This is a genomic window from Sphingobacterium sp. HSC-15S19, assembly GCF_050433745.1.
GTDB lineage: Bacteria > Bacteroidota > Bacteroidia > Sphingobacteriales > Sphingobacteriaceae > Sphingobacterium > Sphingobacterium siyangense.
Genome location: NZ_JBNPWQ010000016.1, coordinates 1 through 16,065, shown reverse-complemented (window position 1 = coordinate 16,065; position 16,065 = coordinate 1). Strand labels below are relative to the sequence as shown.

Annotated in this window: 14 protein-coding genes; 7 read left to right on the top strand and 7 right to left on the bottom strand. The window is 39.2% G+C overall.

Annotation, left to right across the window (positions count from 1 at the left end; genetic code table 11):
* Window positions 1–63: 63 nt before the first annotated feature.
* Window positions 64–3,330, top strand: a complete 3,267-nt coding sequence (locus tag L1283_RS14415) for a TonB-dependent receptor (protein WP_429626279.1) — start codon at window positions 64–66, stop codon at window positions 3,328–3,330.
* Between the two features lie 63 nt (window positions 3,331–3,393).
* Window positions 3,394–4,338: an MBL fold metallo-hydrolase gene (locus L1283_RS14410; RefSeq protein ID WP_429626278.1), complete on the top strand. Its 945-nt coding sequence runs from the start codon at window positions 3,394–3,396 to the stop codon at window positions 4,336–4,338.
* A 42-nt stretch (window positions 4,339–4,380) separates the two neighbouring features.
* Here the strand turns inward: L1283_RS14410 and L1283_RS14405 are convergent, their stop codons facing one another.
* Window positions 4,381–4,980, bottom strand: a complete 600-nt coding sequence (locus L1283_RS14405) for a nitroreductase family protein (RefSeq protein WP_145327068.1) — start codon at window positions 4,978–4,980, stop codon at window positions 4,381–4,383.
* A gap of 142 nt (window positions 4,981–5,122) precedes the next feature.
* Here L1283_RS14405 and L1283_RS14400 point away from each other — a divergent pair, with 142 nt between their 5' ends.
* From L1283_RS14400 to L1283_RS14390, 3 genes are all read left to right on the top strand, one after another.
* Window positions 5,123–5,419 (top strand): winged helix-turn-helix transcriptional regulator, encoded by a 297-nt coding sequence (locus tag L1283_RS14400; RefSeq protein ID WP_198385931.1) that lies wholly within the window; start codon window positions 5,123–5,125, stop codon window positions 5,417–5,419.
* Between the two features lie 34 nt (window positions 5,420–5,453).
* The gene (locus tag L1283_RS14395) at window positions 5,454–6,020 is read left to right on the top strand and encodes a Crp/Fnr family transcriptional regulator (RefSeq protein ID WP_341831858.1); all 567 of its coding nucleotides are present in this window, start codon (window positions 5,454–5,456) and stop codon (window positions 6,018–6,020) included.
* 73 nt (window positions 6,021–6,093) lie between these two features.
* Window positions 6,094–7,179: a DUF418 domain-containing protein gene (locus tag L1283_RS14390; protein WP_341831857.1), complete on the top strand. Its 1,086-nt coding sequence runs from the start codon at window positions 6,094–6,096 to the stop codon at window positions 7,177–7,179.
* Between the two features lie 107 nt (window positions 7,180–7,286).
* Here L1283_RS14390 and L1283_RS14385 read toward each other — a convergent pair whose 3' ends face one another.
* Window positions 7,287–8,195: an NAD(P)/FAD-dependent oxidoreductase gene (locus L1283_RS14385; RefSeq protein WP_286736154.1), complete on the bottom strand. Its 909-nt coding sequence runs from the start codon at window positions 8,193–8,195 to the stop codon at window positions 7,287–7,289.
* Window positions 8,196–8,205: 10 nt separating this feature from the next.
* Window positions 8,206–8,814 (bottom strand): class I SAM-dependent methyltransferase, encoded by a 609-nt coding sequence (locus tag L1283_RS14380; RefSeq protein WP_313261389.1) that lies wholly within the window; start codon window positions 8,812–8,814, stop codon window positions 8,206–8,208.
* Between the two features lie 267 nt (window positions 8,815–9,081).
* Between L1283_RS14380 and L1283_RS14375 the strand changes: the two genes are divergently transcribed.
* Window positions 9,082–9,744, top strand: coding sequence for a DUF1349 domain-containing protein (locus L1283_RS14375; protein ID WP_313261390.1), 663 nt, complete (start codon window positions 9,082–9,084; stop codon window positions 9,742–9,744).
* Window positions 9,745–9,795: 51 nt separating this feature from the next.
* On the opposite strand, the gene L1283_RS14370 is transcribed toward L1283_RS14375, so the two are convergent.
* The 4 genes from L1283_RS14370 to L1283_RS14355 form a co-directional block, all read right to left on the bottom strand.
* Window positions 9,796–10,575 (bottom strand): helix-turn-helix domain-containing protein, encoded by a 780-nt coding sequence (locus L1283_RS14370; protein ID WP_145327064.1) that lies wholly within the window; start codon window positions 10,573–10,575, stop codon window positions 9,796–9,798.
* A gap of 35 nt (window positions 10,576–10,610) precedes the next feature.
* Window positions 10,611–13,166 (bottom strand): BamA/TamA family outer membrane protein, encoded by a 2,556-nt coding sequence (locus L1283_RS14365; protein WP_429626277.1) that lies wholly within the window; start codon window positions 13,164–13,166, stop codon window positions 10,611–10,613.
* 90 nt (window positions 13,167–13,256) lie between these two features.
* Window positions 13,257–13,682: a GNAT family N-acetyltransferase gene (locus L1283_RS14360; protein WP_286851808.1), complete on the bottom strand. Its 426-nt coding sequence runs from the start codon at window positions 13,680–13,682 to the stop codon at window positions 13,257–13,259.
* Window positions 13,683–13,737: 55 nt separating this feature from the next.
* Window positions 13,738–14,193 carry a DUF1572 family protein gene (locus L1283_RS14355; protein WP_088162099.1) on the bottom strand — a complete coding sequence of 152 codons (456 nt, stop codon included), beginning with the start codon at window positions 14,191–14,193 and terminating at the stop codon, window positions 13,738–13,740.
* Between the two features lie 499 nt (window positions 14,194–14,692).
* Here L1283_RS14355 and L1283_RS14350 point away from each other — a divergent pair, with 499 nt between their 5' ends.
* Window positions 14,693–15,811: an ATP-binding protein gene (locus L1283_RS14350; protein WP_429626276.1), complete on the top strand. Its 1,119-nt coding sequence runs from the start codon at window positions 14,693–14,695 to the stop codon at window positions 15,809–15,811.
* The last annotated feature ends 254 nt before the right edge of the window (window positions 15,812–16,065 follow it).

Here is a 16,065-nt window from a genome sequence, read left to right as displayed (position 1 = left end):
AATACTCTCCTACCTTTATCGCGGTTTAAAAATCACCTAGTCATTTAAACAGCTACAAAACAAATGAGAAAACATTTGATTACCAGCATTTTGCTAAGCACAATTGGTACATCACTTACCTATGCGCAAAATGAAACCACCTCTGCTCTGAATGGAACCGTCAGAGAGGGAAATTCGCCAATCAATGGGGCGACAATTGAAGCCATACATTTACCTTCTGGGACAAAGTACGTTACTTCATCGCGAAGTGACGGTCGCTACAATCTCCCCAATATGAGAATTGGTGGCCCTTATCAAATCACCGTAACTTATCTGGGTCATTCACCCAATATCAAACAGATCGAGAAACTAGCTTTGGGACAAAGCTCAACATTAGATATTCAGATGCAGTCCGCATCGCAAGTGCTGGATGAAGCTGTCGTTGTAGGAACGAGACAGGGAAAAGTCTTCAACTCCGGCCGAACAGGTGCAGCACAAAACATTTCCCGAACAGCGATTCAAAATCTACCTACACTCAATCGAAGCTTTACAGATTTTGTCAAACTGACGCCTCAATTTTCGATGCAATACGGTAATCCTTCGTTTGCAGGGAGAAGCAACCTTGCAAATAACTTTACGATCGACGGAGCGCTATTCAATAATGCTTTTGGATTACAGGGAACTATCGGAAGTCAAACAAACTCGCAACCCATCAATATGGACGCCTTTGAGGAGATTTCAGTAAACATCGCTCCTTATGACGTCAGACAAAATGGTTTTACCGGCGCTGCAATTAATGCTGTAACAAGAAGTGGTACAAACGAAGTACAAGGTTCATTAAATTATTATTTCAGAAATCAAAATTTAGTCAACAAATACAATTCGGCCGGGTTAAGAGCACCTGTCAACAACTTCAGCTTGAAAGGCTATGGTTTTACCGTAGGGGGGCCAATTATCAAAAACAAGCTATTCTTTTTTGCAAGCGGTGAGCTTGAGCGAAGAACAGACCCAGGAACAAATTTTATAGCTTCACGTGGAGGAAATACGGGGCCGAATGTTTCAACCGTATCTGCGGAGAAACTTGATGATCTAGCCAACTACCTAAAATCGATCGGCTATAATCCTGGATCTTATCAAGATTATCCTTTAGATACACGCAGTGACAAATTTTCCGTTAAATTAGATTACAATATCGATCAAAAAAATACTTTAAGCGCCAAATATTTCTACTTTCGTTCCTATCGCGACATCCTACCATCCAATAGTGGTGCGCCAAAAAATAATCGGCAACCGTCCAACCTTGGCCTACCTTTCAGCTCAGCAGGCTACGGTATAAACAACAACATGGACAATGTGAATTTAGAATTACGCACACGTATCAGTAGCAAATATTCAAATTCATTGACCGTAGGTTACAATGTCATGAACGATTTTAGGGAATCCAAAGGTGGTCAGCCATTTCCTTTGGTAGACATCATGAACCCCGACGGTAGTAGCATGACAGCATTTGGTTACGAACCATTTACAGCATTTAATAGTTTAAAGACGAAGGTATTTCAAGCTACAAACAACTTTAATATTTATGCCGGAAAACATGAGATTACATTGGGAGCCAATTTTGAAAACTACAAAACCACCAATGGATTTGCCCCGAACTATTATGGAGCCTATACATTTGCCAGTTTAGATGATTTCTACAACTCTGCAAAAAATAATGTTTCTAACGCAACCAAATACCAAATCCAGTATTCTGTTTTACCTGATGGATCATTTCCTTATGCAGAGATTTCAGCACGTATGTTTGGCCTATATGCACAGGATGCCTATGCTGTAAATGAGCATTTTAAATTGACTGCTGGATTGAGAGCCGATTTGACGAACATATCATCTCCCAATGATCTGAAAAATGATAATGTAACCAAGTTAAATTTTGATCAAGGTGAAAAGATCGATGTATCAAAATATCCAAAGAGTGCAATTCTTTGGTCGCCGCGAATTGGATTTAATTGGAATGTCAATGGAACAAATCAAACGCAGGTACGTGGTGGATCGGGAATTTTTACAGGTCGTCCGCCATTAGTATGGATTTCTAATCAGGCCGGCAATAATGGTGTCATGTTTGGTTCTGAATCCATCAATAATCCAACAAATAGACCGTTTACACCTGATGTGGATGCTTATCGCAACGTGAACCACCAAACTGCAGCCAACAACTCCAGTTATAACTTGGCGGTAACGGATAATAACTTCAAATTTATGCAGCTTTGGAGAACGAACCTTGCCGTTGACCAAAAATTACCGGGCGGTGTTATTGGTACTTTTGAAGCCATGTATTCGAAAGATATCAATTCGGTTTATTTCCGTAACGTCAATCTAAATACGACGGACGGAAAAGCTTTAGCTGGTGCCGATAACCGTATGCGCTATACAACACCACGTATCTATGGCGCCGCACAACCGACTCCTGAAAATCCTAACATTTCCGACGCTATTGTGATGTCCAATACATCAAAAGGCTATAGCTACACCCTTACAGGAACATTATCGAAAGAATTCAAAGGTGGTTTCTTTGCAAATATCGGTTATACCTATACAGATTCAAGATCTGTGAACGATGGAGGATCTATTGCGCAGTCAATGTGGCGTGATCGTTATGTTTCGGGCAATCCAAATAGTGCCGATCTTTCTTATTCAACTTATCTGGTTAAAAATAGATTTATTGCCAACTTCTCTTACCGTAAAGAATACCTGGATCATTTAGGAACGACATTCTCCTTATTTTATCAACTACAGGATGGGCCTCGTTATTCCTATACCTATGGCGGTGACCTGAATAATGATGGTTTGTCGGGCAATGACTTGATCTATATCCCGAATAGTAAAGCTGAAATTGCTCTTGTTGGCGACAATGCGCAAGACACTCGGACAGCTGATCAACTATGGTCTCAATTGAACGGCTACATTAATCAGGACAATTACCTGAATGCACACAGAGGCCAATACGCGAAACGTAACGCATTGGTAGGAAAAATGATCGGAACACTGGATATTCGTATCGCGCAAGATGTGTTTTTAAATACCAGCGGAAAGAAACATCAATTGCAGATTACTTTTGATGTATTTAATTTCGGTAATATGATCAACAAAAGCTGGGGAGTTGCCCAATTTGCCAACAAAGCAAACGGTATCTTAAATTACAAAGGATCGAATGCTCAGGGACAACCAACATTCTCATTCCCGTATTTAGATGCAACAAATCAGATTCCTTTAACCAACACGTTCTCGAACAGTGTGGATGAAACTTCACGCTGGAGAATTCAGCTGGGTGTACGTTACCGATTCAACCAATAAACAAAAAATAGTGTAAATTTGAACCCATCCTATAATAAAGGATGGGTTTTTAGTTTAATAATCATGAAAAAACTAGCGCTTTCCATTTTTACATTTCTTGTGACCATGACCTGTCATGCACAGCATTTTGACCTTGTCCCGCTGGGAATATATGGTGGCGAACAAGAAGACAATCTTTCTGCTTATTTAGTAGGAACTCCAAAAGACACGGCCTTCCTTTGCCTCGATGCCGGAACCATAAATACAGGCATCAGAAAAGCCATTGCATTGAAAAGTCTAAATGGTTCGGTCGAAACAATTTTACATAACCAAATAAAGGGATATTTAATTTCCCATGGACATCTCGATCATTTATCGGGTCTTATTATTAATTCTCCTGCCGATAGCAAAAAGAACATTTTTGCTATTGATCCGGTCCTTCAAATTCTACAAAATCACTATTTTATCACGGATACCTGGATCAATTTTGGCGACCAGGGCCAAAAACCCATACTAGGAAAGTATCATTACAACAGTTTACAAGAGGGGCTGGAAACGCAAGTACCAAATACGACATTATCTTTGACGGCATACGAGCTGAGCCATGTAAATCCATATAAAAGTAGTGCTGCCCTCGTCCACTACGACAACCACTATCTCCTTTACCTTGGTGATACCGGTGCCGATCGGGTGGAAAAATCCGATCAGCTAGATAAGCTCTGGAATACCATTGCCCCACTGATCAAAAACAAACAATTAAACAGTATATTGATTGAAGTCTCCTTTCCAAATAATCAACCGGAAAATTTACTCTTTGGTCACCTAACCCCCAGTTTGTTGTTAGAAGAACTGCTAAAGCTCAAAGAAAAAACGGGACTGAAAAACTTGGAAGGGCTAAGCATAGTGGTCACACACCGAAAACCAACTGGTAACAACCCTGAAATCATTAAAAACGAATTGCTCAAGAATAATCCACTTAAAGTAAATTATATTTTCCCCGAACAGGGCAAAAAGATAAGTTTAAACTAATGTAAAAAAGATGAAACCGATAGTGGTTTCATCTTTTTTTACCTAGAGTTCTTCAATTATATCTGCAATTGTCAAGCGTGATTTTGCGGTAATGGCAGGCTGATTTGCATCCTCCACATGTCGATAGCCAATAGCAACTGCAAACAGCGTCTGATAGCCATCGAGTTCCAGTATTTCATCGTAGACGGAATTTTCAATTCCTTCCATTGGGGTTGCGTCAATATGATTTGCAGCACAGGCTGCAAGGAAAAATCCCAAAGAAAGATACACTTGTTGCTTCATCCAGGATTGAACATGGACCTCCCCTTTCGACTGCAAAAATTGCTTATAGTAATTAATCGATCCCTCTGGAAGCGTGTTTGCGATTTGCTCTTCAAAGCGATCTACATCGGTAAGTGCACTAAACACAACCAGATGACTTGCCTCATTTATCTTCTGTGCGTTCCAATAGGATGCGGCAGCGAGTTTTTGTTTCATGTCCGCAGAAGAAACAAAGAAAAACTTCCATGGCTGGCTATTGATGGAAGATGGACTCAATCGGATTATTTCCTTTAATTCAGCGATTTTCTCCTCCGGAATTAGCGCTTCTGAATTATACTTTTTCGTTGTGTAACGTTGCTTTGCAATTTCTAAAAAAGCCATAACATACAAGATTAAATTAACTATATTTTTTATAGTTGCAAACTTAAATATAGTGTTATATATTTGCAATAACGGTCAAACTTGATAGTAACAGATGTATTTGATAGACAACAAACAATACCCATGCAGTACCAGCCTGACTATGAAATACATAGGCGGCAAGTGGAAGGCAGTGATTTTGATTCATTTAATTGAAAAAAAACGCTATAATGAACTGAGAAAAGAATGCGCCTTAATTACAGAGCGTACATTAAGCTTACAATTAAAGGAACTTGAGGCTGATGGTTTAGTAAAGCGTACAGTACATACCGACAAAGCTCCTTTGAAAGTAGATTACGAACTGACAGAATTCGGGAAAACACTTGTTCCACTACTTGAGTCGATCGCAGAATGGGGAAGAGAAACAGCCGGTCGGACCGAACGGATTCAACAAATGTAACATCAGCAACTTTCGATCACTCAAATCAGCCAAAATGAATGAGCATCTAAAAAAAATCAATACTTTAATTGACGGTTTTGATGCGGAAACAGACTCAGCATTACAGGCCATTTCCAAAACCAAAAAATACAAAAAGGGCGAATTTCTTTTATATCAAGGTGAGGTCTGTAAGACTAGTTTTTGGATAGAGGAAGGTATTACGAGGAAATACTATATGAATGAGAAAAAAGAAGTAACGACTGAGCTACTTTTTAAACATGATCTCGCAGTCGCCTTTAGCAGTTATGTTTCGAATCAGCCTAGCAGGGAGTTTATTCAGGCAATTACAGACGTTACTGTCTCGTGTATGGATAAAAACGCCTTTCAGTATCTCAAAATAAATCATCCTCAACTCATTCAACTCGATCTTTTAATGACAGAATACTATACAATGTGGTTAGAAAAGCGTCTTTTTGAATTTCACACCCTCAGCGCCATGGAAAAGTATAAGCTACTCCTTAAGGAGCAACCAGATTTCATACGCCATATACCGCTTACCTATATTGCTTCTTATCTGGGAATTTCCCTGGAAACATTAAGCAGGGTCCGCACAAAAATCTAATTATTTGATTTAAGTCAAATGCCAAACCAGTACATCTTTCAAAATTTGCAGTACATTTTGAAAATCAACTATCATGGCAGAAAAAATCAGATTTTTAGGATTTGATATCCTGAGAGCTTACGCAATCTTTGGGATGTATATCGTCAATTTTAATCTCGTTCTTGGAGATCCACAACATACCAGTTGGCTAGGTCAGTTTCTCACGCTCTTTAGCGGTAATTCGAGTACAATATTTGTTGTCCTATCAGGCATGGGACTTACTTTGCGAACAGAAAAATCTATTTACGCTTCTCCGCAAGAACAAGTTAAACTAAAGACTATTGTGCAGAAAAAAGCAGGTTTTCTATTTGTTCTCGGATTATTATTATCTATTTGGTGGCCTGCAGATATCCTTCACTTTTATGGATTTTACATGTTTATCGCCTCCTTCTTGCTATTCGTTGATAAACAATACTACATATATGGAGCAGTTTTCTTCGCGATCATTTTTCATCTTTTGCTCATTTTAATTCCTTATGAAACTGGATGGAATTTTGATACACTAACTTATATCGACAATTGGAGCCTAAAGGGTTTTATCAGAAACTCTTTATATAATGGCTGGAATTCTATTTTTCCATGGATGTCTTATTTCATGATCGGTATGTACCTGGGTAAACTGGACTGGACCAACGTCATCGTTCAAAAAAAACTGTTTCTCATAGGATTGGTATTATACCTGGCAGTACAAATTGCACAATGTATTCCTCAAAACCTCATTGGCATAACAGCTTACTCCTTTCTAAATGCGGATTATCTTCCTCCGGTACTTCCATTTTTAATCAGTACAATAGGTTTTAGCCTGCTACTTATTAGCACCTTCATGTACATTAGCCGCTTTATTACTCCCAATACATTTGTCAACTGTCTCGCGAAAACTGGCCAGATGACATTAACGCATTATATATCCCATTTAACATTGGGCATCTTATTATTTTCTTTTTTGGCCAGCAAGGGGGTGTTTCATCAAGTAATCGACCAACAAGCAACCTTATCACCAGGGATGATTCTCTTCCTATCATCGACCTATTTTATCGGCAGCTATTATTTTAGCAAAATTTGGACAAAAAAATTTAAGAACGGTCCATTTGAATTTCTTTTAAGACAAGCATCGAACTAGGGACACGCTTAAAGACAGCATTTACGCATCAGGAAGTTTTTGTGATATAAACTTCCTGATAAATTAACAAAGTGCGATCACAGCCGGAAAACCGATCAATGCGGCCACTAAAAAACCTCGTCGACAAGTTCTTTATTAACCATTGCTCCAGCTAGGTTTCCTGTCGCAACAGCATTCGCCACCGAACGCATCATACTAGAATTATCTCCACAGGCAAAAACTCCTGCAAGTGAAGTTTTTTGAAAATTATCTATTTTGATATGTCCCTGTTCCGTTATTTCACAACCTAGTGCGGCAGGAATAGCCGAATGTTGCCTGAAAGGAATGGCCGCATAAACAGCATCAAAGGCAAGTTCACGACCGTCTTTTAATTGTACCTGCTGAACCCATCCATTCTTGTGCTGGATTTTACCTATTTCTTCTTCAATAATCGAAATACCGTGTAACTTCAGTTTTGCTTTCTGCTTAACATCAAAACTAGCCTTACCCGAAGTCAATAGCGTTAAGTCGTTCGAGAGATTATTGACCAATCCCGCTACATGAAGTGCACGCTCTCCATTGGCCATAATAGCAGTTTTTCCTTTTCGAAATTCATAACCGTGACAATATGGGCAATGGATAACCGAAATTCCCCAACAGGCTGAAAATCCTTGTATACTAGGCATAATATCTTCCACACCAGTCGCAAAAATGAGCTTTTTAGCCTGAAAAACGTCCCCATTTTCGGTGGTTATTTCATACCCTGTAGCTGTCTTCGTGCCGCTCACAGCAAGCCCTTTCTGGAACTTGACACTCGGGTAGTTCAGAACTTCTTCCCTTGCTTTTTTCGCTATACTGAGCGGCTTTTCACCATCATGCGTGATGAAATTATGGGAGTGCGGCGTCTGTCGATTACAAGGTAGCCCACTATCGATAATCAACACATTCCGCAAGGAACGTCCCAATGCCATCGCTGCAGAAAGCCCCGCATAACTTCCCCCAACAATAATTACCTCATAGCTTCTATCATCTTTCATATATACATTATTAAATATTAATCCTTTTCTGACAAATGATGAAGTAGAATGGAAAATTTTCCTCCACTTCCCTAATTTCCATTAATCCATAGGGGTCGAATTCGGCATGAATGGAATCAACATCGTAAAAGAACATATGTACTCCACCAAACATTGCAAATCGATCAGTGCCTATGGCCTCCCCCTTTCCGTAGATGCTTGCTTGCTTTGATACGGACGTAAAAATCATATAACCTCCTTCAGCCAATTGGTCAAAACAATGCTGGATTAACGCATTACGTTCTTCAGCATCCAATAGATGAATAAGCCCGTAACAAAATATACCCTCATATATATCCTGATCAAAAGGCATTTCATTAACCGAACCATGATGGATAACCGTATCTGCCCCAAAGGATTTCCGGGCGAGCTCTATTGCCGTTTTCGAGATCTCAATGCCTGTAATTTTTATTCCGTTTTCCGAAAAAGGGCGACCATTGCGACCGTAGCCGAACCCAGGAATCAGTATATTTTTGATGTTGTGTTCCAAAAAAAAGCCTACTGCAAACGTTGTAGACTTTGCGGCTTCATACCCCCACATTTCTTGCTTCTCTATAAAATTACGTTCCCAAAATTCCATACTACTGTTGCTTATATTGTTTAAAATTGAAATCGATCCTGTTAGCTTTACCAATTCGGTACTACAATGGATTAAAAGTCAACTCAGCCAAGATAGTATTTTTCACTATTGCAACTATGTAGCAAAAACATTAAATGCAATTAAATTGCAAATAAATTACAATAGGATGAATTATTGAAATCATGGTTATTTATCAGTATTGAAAACCTGTGCTATGCTTAAATATCTTTGCTGATGAAAAATGAATATCATCACAAAAACAAAAACATGAAAACTATAAAGACATTTTTAGCAGCTTCATTATTTCCATTGCTTACGATACGGGCCAGTGCACAAAAATTGGATAAGATGCTTTGGTTTAACGAACCAACAGAATGGAACATCAAAGACAATTCGCTTTCGATGTTTGTTACGCCTAAAAGCGATTATTGGCGTATCTCTCATTATGGATTTACAGTAGATGACGCGCCCTTTTTCTATACGCTACGCGGGGGAGAGTTTGAAGTCAAGGCGAAGATCTCGGCGAACTATCAAACCCGGTTCGATCAAGCAGGTATTATGCTACGCATTGATCATGAAAACTATATAAAAGCAGGAATCGAATTTGTTGACGGAAAATACAATTTAAGTACAGTCGTTACGCATAAAACAAGTGATTGGAGCATTGTTCCGATCGATAAGGAAATCTCCTACATCTGGATCAAAGCGATACGTCGATTAGATGCTGTAGAATTTTTCTATTCCTTTGATGACAAGGAGTATATTATGATGAGAAATGCCTGGCTACAGGATAATCACCCTGTTATGGTCGGTCTAATGGCAGCTTCACCAGACGGCAATGGCTTTCAGGCCAAATTTGATTATTTTACGATCAAACACCTTGCAGACCAACGTCGAAGCAAATGGCTGAAAGAGAATAATTCAAACTAAAAATACCGACGCCCATCTATAAGGCTGCCTCAGGTGGGCGTTGTCTTAAATCTAGTCAGTATGATCCCGCTGCATCTTGTTAAACACACTCACTGCTTCATATGAATTTCGTACACGAAGCTTTTGGAGTATATTTTGCCGATGCCGATTAACTGTATTTATACTCAGACCTAGTTTTTCGGCAATTAGCTTGCTAATCATTCCCTCCTTGATACAGCTTAAAATTTCTTTCTCGCGTGTGCTAATCGAAGTTTTTGCGCCATAACCATCCAGGTGATGAACCACGCCCGTTACCTGATTGAGAATATAATTTCGGAGATTGACTGATGTTTCAGTTTCTGGTAATAGGGTATAACAGCATAAAGCCAACTGTGGAAATTCCGGTCCCGGGGTATCCAAGTAAAAAATTTGATGGGACAGCTGCATGATTTGCCCCTCTCTCCCCTCGACCCGCAGGACACTGTTTGCTTGATAATTAAATCGCTCCGCCAGATCCATTTTTTTGACCAAGTCAAGAAATTGAAGCTCCAAAGCATGCTTGATGGCCAAATCGTCGGGGTAAACACGTTCGAGAAGAAAATCTTCCCAAATACCGTTTATTTCCAGTTTCTTTTCATCTGCAGGAAGATGAAGTCGCTCCGCAATTGTCCCTAAATATGTATAACTCCAGTTCGCTGTCAGGTCACTCAGTACAGCTATACCATTATGAATGTCGGCAAAAGTTTTTGCGTAACTCTTATAGTGTTTTAGCACAGACAAATCAATGCTGCTATTTCGTAGTCCACGCTCCGAAAAATTCTTATCTAATTTTTTTTTGATCTCCGATTTCATTTCATTTCACACTTAAAAAGCTTCATTTTAGGTCTTTAAAAAGAAAGTCCAACCCGAAGATAAGGCAATGTTGCTTCTTTACTAAAACCAATTACCCCCTGAATAGTGAGCAGGTCTCCAGGCATAAAATAAATTCCACCGCCGTACCCCATATGCCAGTCATTGGAATTTTCATGACTCATCCATACCCTTCCGACATCATAAAAACCAATTGCCCCGACTGTTCCTGGGACGATATAAGAAGAGTAGCTAAATAATTTTAATCGCATGTCAAAATTATTATAAAGCGCTGTTTTCCCAGTGAACCGTCGGGAATTATACCCTCTTAAGCTCATTTCCCCTCCAATTTGCGCATGCTGATAAAAATAGGGATCTCCCCATACCGCATCAAATCCCACACGATTTGCGAAAGTAATATAGTTATCGGCAACCGTTTTATAAAAACTCATGGAATGCTGCAATTTTGTATAGTTGCGGCCCTCCCCTCCAATTTCAGCATTCCAGCCCAGCCTGGTATGTACGTGTACTCCAGATTTAGGATTGGCCATATTATCACGTGTATCATAATCTATCCCGCCAGTAAGCCCAGTGAAGAAATTACTCCCATAGATAGGTTCCGATGGATATTTTTGATGGAATTCCTCAAAATAACGTCCAACATTATTCGATTCTTTACTCGTATAATATTCGGAAGAAGATCCATAGAACACCTTGAATTTAGGTTCTAGGTACTTTTCCAGAAAAATGTCACCGCTCACAAGATCAAATCGATTTCGGTAATACGAAATGCGCTTTGAATCCGATTTATCGAAAATAGTATTGTTTCCATATCCAAAGAAATTACTCAGGTTTTTGGGACCAAGGGACGAAAGATGAATATAAAGATCATGCCCTGCAATGAGATCTTTATAATTCCCTTTGTAATCAAACATAAATGATTCGCGACCGGTCAAATAACTGCCTAGAAACTGATGCCGATAGGCATAAGGCTTCTTTCTGAACCCCTGATTCTCGATCATATACCCCAGTCCAAAAATAAGTCCACGATCAACCCCATAATCTAGGTTAAAAACGACCCCTTTACGGTCATAGATAAAATTTTCATAGTCAAACTTATGGACAGCGCTGTCTTTGCTCAACTTCAGATGAATAGCATCATCAACCTGCATAGCACCCGGCACCTGATTTTTACCATCATAGATATAAACTTTGCTACCATTGGCAAATTTATCAGTTGTACGATATAGATTCTGTCCATCCCCCCCAATTAGCCGGATCTTTATGGGCGATTTGCCCGATCCATGTAACTTATATTCGTCAGTGCCCGATATGCCATATATACGAACTTCTTTGGTCTGATCAAGTACAAAGGTGCGTTTTAGCAATTTTCGTCCTTCGGTACCATCTTTTTTCTTGTTGTGGATATTGACAGTGACCGAGCCATCCTTATTGTAATCGACATCCACAAATTCAGATTTGGCGGACAATGGTAGTTCAACGACACGCGCAAGAAATCGATAATAGGTCAGTCCGCTTTCCATCAGCTCGTCCCTTCTTGAACGAATATTTGTTTCCAATTCATTCGCACTCATTTTCACAATTGTATCAGGCATCGTTAACATCGCTTGATGAATCAACGAATCCGTCAGTGTTTTCTGAACAAACTGTATTTCGTCAATCCATTCATCCTCTGTAAGATGAGTGAGAAAAAAATGATCAAAAGTACTCGCATTAAAATTCCAATGGGGCACATTTCGAATATGTGGACTAAAGGGTTGCAAATGAGCCTTCAGCCATTGATAGGAAAGTAATGTGGGAAATACCCCCGAAGTTTTATAATATACCTTATCCCGATCCCTTGGGACGGGAGTATAGATCTTTTTACCTTTTTCCTTTTCGGGATCCCAACGCCAATTATCCTGATGACGATCCCAGTCCCCAAGCGTAAAATCGAGCATCCGCGCACGTAGTGTGAGCTTCTGATCAATTTGCGTATCGTTGTCTTCCAACACTTTACGCATTACTTTTGCGCTATTATCTGTTTTTTGATCCTCAAAAGGGGTGCGCGCCTCAAACATGTAGGCCCTATTTTTAAATACCTCACGATACTCGCCGAACCTAGGGTCATCTCCTACAAAAACCAGTTCTGGCGAAGCTGAAGGAATACCTAAGGCTTTATTAAATGGCGGAACGGTCAATGCACCAAATGGATGATGTATCGAAATCTGATCTTGTACTATATCTTTTGCAAATGTCTTTCGAAGGCTTTCCGGTAGGCTACGTTCAGGGTATTTCTGAATAGACCTAAGAACCCACTCCCTACCCATAGAATCTACCAGTCGAAGTGACTGTGTCTGCATGCCACCACCCAACTTAACAATCTGAAGCCCGCCCCGCTCTGTAGCGAGATCCATCACACGCATCTTAACAGGAGTATTATATAATTTACGGTAACTATCTCCAAGCCAAAATCGATGCAGTAAACCCACTCGGTCATATTCAGGTGCGATCACCGTGGTAATACTGTCCATACGTTGTGCATGCGAATTAAAAACACAGCAACAGGCAATTAATGTAAAGATTCTTCTCATTTTATCTAAGTCGGGTCTTCGAGAAATCAACAGTCGATACAGGTAGAATGTTTGATGGTCTCGATATCTAATTGGGCTAAAGTTCACCTTTTAAAGCAAAGAATCAAAAACTTTCTGCTCCTTTTTTAGTATAAAACCACTATTTTGATAAAACTTATGGCTCTCGGTCCGAATGATATTGCATCTTACACGCAAACGGTAGCAATCGAGGGACCTAGACCAATCGGATGCCGCATGCAATAATAATCGGCCTAGCCCCCGACCTCGATATTCTTCATCGACAACCAAGCCAATGATTTCTACATAAACACCAGTCTCCATACTGATGACCTGATGAAGTTGAATCCAGCCAACTGTTTTATTGTCAATAATCCCCACAAATACAGCATACTCCTGCTTCCGCAACAGATCCTCCAAAATAGTTTTCGTTCCTTCAATATCGGCTGGATAACCCAGCTGTTCGGTCAAGGTTGCGAGATCCGGAGCATCAGATAATACCGCTTTTCTTATGTCCATACTATAAATTTGTTTCCTATGTTGTAGAACAAGAATAGGTTTACCAATACATTAACTATACCTCAGGTTGATCCAGCAGTCGCCGGTGATAGTTTATTTGGCCAAGGTGATAAGTTAGATGGGTGGTCAGATGAACAAGCAAATACTGCGTTGTTGTTTTTTCCTCAAACACGAGTATGGGATATATCTCAAGAAGGTTCTCCTCCGACAACAGATCCAGAGAACGTGTAACCACATCAATCGTATCATCTATCTGATCTAATAATCGTGTTCGAGGAATGTCTTTTAACGAAAACTCAGCCGCTCGATCTCTGATATACCCAGTCTTGCCTATTTCAGTACCAATATATGTTTGAAGATTTCCGATCAGGTGTAAACATAAGTTGCCAGCTGAATTGGAAATATCACGTTCAATAAGCCATATATTTCCTTCCTGTTTGTACAAAGAAATTTCATCACGCAGCCTGTTTAAGTCCCGTCGGAAAAGGTTTTTTAAAGTTTCTATAAGCATAGACTAAATTTAGGTATATTTTCTACCAAAAAAGCAACTTCTATATCAACACATCAACTTTAGCCGTCAATGGCCATATGTATACGAATGAAAAGTATACATCTCCACATGATATTATGTAATTTTAAACTACTTAAAGCCCAGTAACCATGAAGATAGTTTCAAATTCCCCAAAGAAAACTTGGGTAATTTTTAGTGTAATGACAGTTGCGGCCACCATTCTCTTCGCTAAATGCGATAGTCCATCCGATGGAAATGACAGATTGGGCTTTCCAATTCCTTTTTATGAATATATTGGCGGCAAACGCTCAATTGAACCTGAGAATCGAAGTAGTTTCAATTTTATTTGTCTTCTTTTCGATCCTATTATCTATTTGGACTTGCTTATTTTTTCACATTTTTAATCAAGAGATCTAAAAAATAGTGTACATTGAAATGGAATTAATCGACCAAATTATTTCCATCTTTTTTACAAGTTTTAAGCTAAACCGCCTTTACGATGAAGAGGAGCACAAAAATAACCAACCAAAGTATCGAATCTGCAGGACTTCCCAAAGACCCTAAACATGCCATTGCTGAATATATCTGGAATGGATTTGATGCAAAAGCCACACAGATCGAACTCTCCATAGACAGTAATGAATTAGGCTACATTAATCGTATAAGCATACAGGACAATGGTGAAGGCATACCCCTAGAGACACTTTCTTCCTCATTTGGAAACTTTTTGGATTCTATAAAAAAGAACAGCCTCAAACGCAGCTCCTATACAAGAGGAAAAAAGGGAAAGGGCCGATTTTCTTTCTCGCTTTTTGCAACGCGTGCAATTTGGAATACTGTTTTTCAGAAGGATGAATATTTCTCAAACTACCGAATTCAAATCGATCGCGAAAGTAAAGAGCAATACGATATCAGTGAAAGCTCGCCGGTAGGACATAAAAATACAGGAACACAAGTTACTTTTGAAGGCGTTTTTGGACTTAATGCTACTGTTTTTGAAAGCGATGACTTTAACAATTTCCTCGCACAAGAATTCGGTTGGTTTCTTTACTTGAATAAGGAAAGGGATTACGCCATACGCGTCAATGGAAAGCTGTTGGTTTATGATCATTTAATCCAGGAGACAGACCAGCTTTCGTGGACAGGCTATAGCCCGGATCGTGATACTTCTTATCATTTCACCATCAATTACATTCGCTGGAACCAGCAAATTGGTGATCGATATTATTATTATTTTCTTAATAGTGATAAAAAGGAAATTGCCAAAGTACTTAGCAGTTTCAATAATAACGCGATCAATTTCCACCACTCTGTCTATGTGGAATCTACTTTCTTTGATCATTTCGAACAACAAGATATCCTCCTATCTACAGAAGATAATCTTTTCTCGGGGAAAGCCAAACAAGTTATTTATCGAAATTTACTTGCTGAATTACGTGATTTACTCGATAGAAAGCAAAAAAAATATGTACTTGAGCACGCTGTCGCTGTAAAATTAACAGATCTTGAAAGAAAGGGCCTACTACCCGCCTACAACAACTCGGAAGAGGATAAAAAAAGAAAAAACCTATTGTTAGCATTAGTACAGGAATTATATATTGTTGTAAATGGTAAATAAGAATGCAGCATAATTGGTAAGTTGGAGTGCAGCATTTTCGGCACTAATAAATACACAATCCAGTCCAAAAGTATGCTATAAAATTTACTTGTCCAAGAACGTTTTTCTATTCTGCATTCTATAGCTTTCTCCAGACTTATGGAAAGCTTTCCATAATAAAGGCTATGACAACAATATGGATATGTAAAGTCCATTATCAGATCTCTTCTCAAAATTCATTTATAGCCAATTATTAATACGACTACACATAATTG

Bases quoted from the DNA above. Each gene is read 5' to 3' on its own strand.
- L1283_RS14415 (WP_429626279.1), top strand. From the start codon at position 64: ATGAGAAAACATTTGATTACCAGCATTTTGCTAAGCACAATTGGTACA.
- L1283_RS14410 (WP_429626278.1), top strand. From the start codon at position 3,394: ATGAAAAAACTAGCGCTTTCCATTTTTACATTTCTTGTGACCATGACC.
- L1283_RS14405 (WP_145327068.1), bottom strand. From the start codon at position 4,980: ATGGCTTTTTTAGAAATTGCAAAGCAACGTTACACAACGAAAAAGTAT.
- L1283_RS14400 (WP_198385931.1), top strand. From the start codon at position 5,123: ATGAAATACATAGGCGGCAAGTGGAAGGCAGTGATTTTGATTCATTTA.
- L1283_RS14395 (WP_341831858.1), top strand. From the start codon at position 5,454: ATGAATGAGCATCTAAAAAAAATCAATACTTTAATTGACGGTTTTGAT.
- L1283_RS14390 (WP_341831857.1), top strand. From the start codon at position 6,094: ATGGCAGAAAAAATCAGATTTTTAGGATTTGATATCCTGAGAGCTTAC.
- L1283_RS14385 (WP_286736154.1), bottom strand. From the start codon at position 8,195: ATGAAAGATGATAGAAGCTATGAGGTAATTATTGTTGGGGGAAGTTAT.
- L1283_RS14380 (WP_313261389.1), bottom strand. From the start codon at position 8,814: ATGGAATTTTGGGAACGTAATTTTATAGAGAAGCAAGAAATGTGGGGG.
- L1283_RS14375 (WP_313261390.1), top strand. From the start codon at position 9,082: ATGAAAACTATAAAGACATTTTTAGCAGCTTCATTATTTCCATTGCTT.
- L1283_RS14370 (WP_145327064.1), bottom strand. From the start codon at position 10,575: ATGAAATCGGAGATCAAAAAAAAATTAGATAAGAATTTTTCGGAGCGT.
- L1283_RS14365 (WP_429626277.1), bottom strand. From the start codon at position 13,166: ATGAGAAGAATCTTTACATTAATTGCCTGTTGCTGTGTTTTTAATTCG.
- L1283_RS14360 (WP_286851808.1), bottom strand. From the start codon at position 13,682: ATGGACATAAGAAAAGCGGTATTATCTGATGCTCCGGATCTCGCAACC.
- L1283_RS14355 (WP_088162099.1), bottom strand. From the start codon at position 14,193: ATGCTTATAGAAACTTTAAAAAACCTTTTCCGACGGGACTTAAACAGG.
- L1283_RS14350 (WP_429626276.1), top strand. From the start codon at position 14,693: ATGAAGAGGAGCACAAAAATAACCAACCAAAGTATCGAATCTGCAGGA.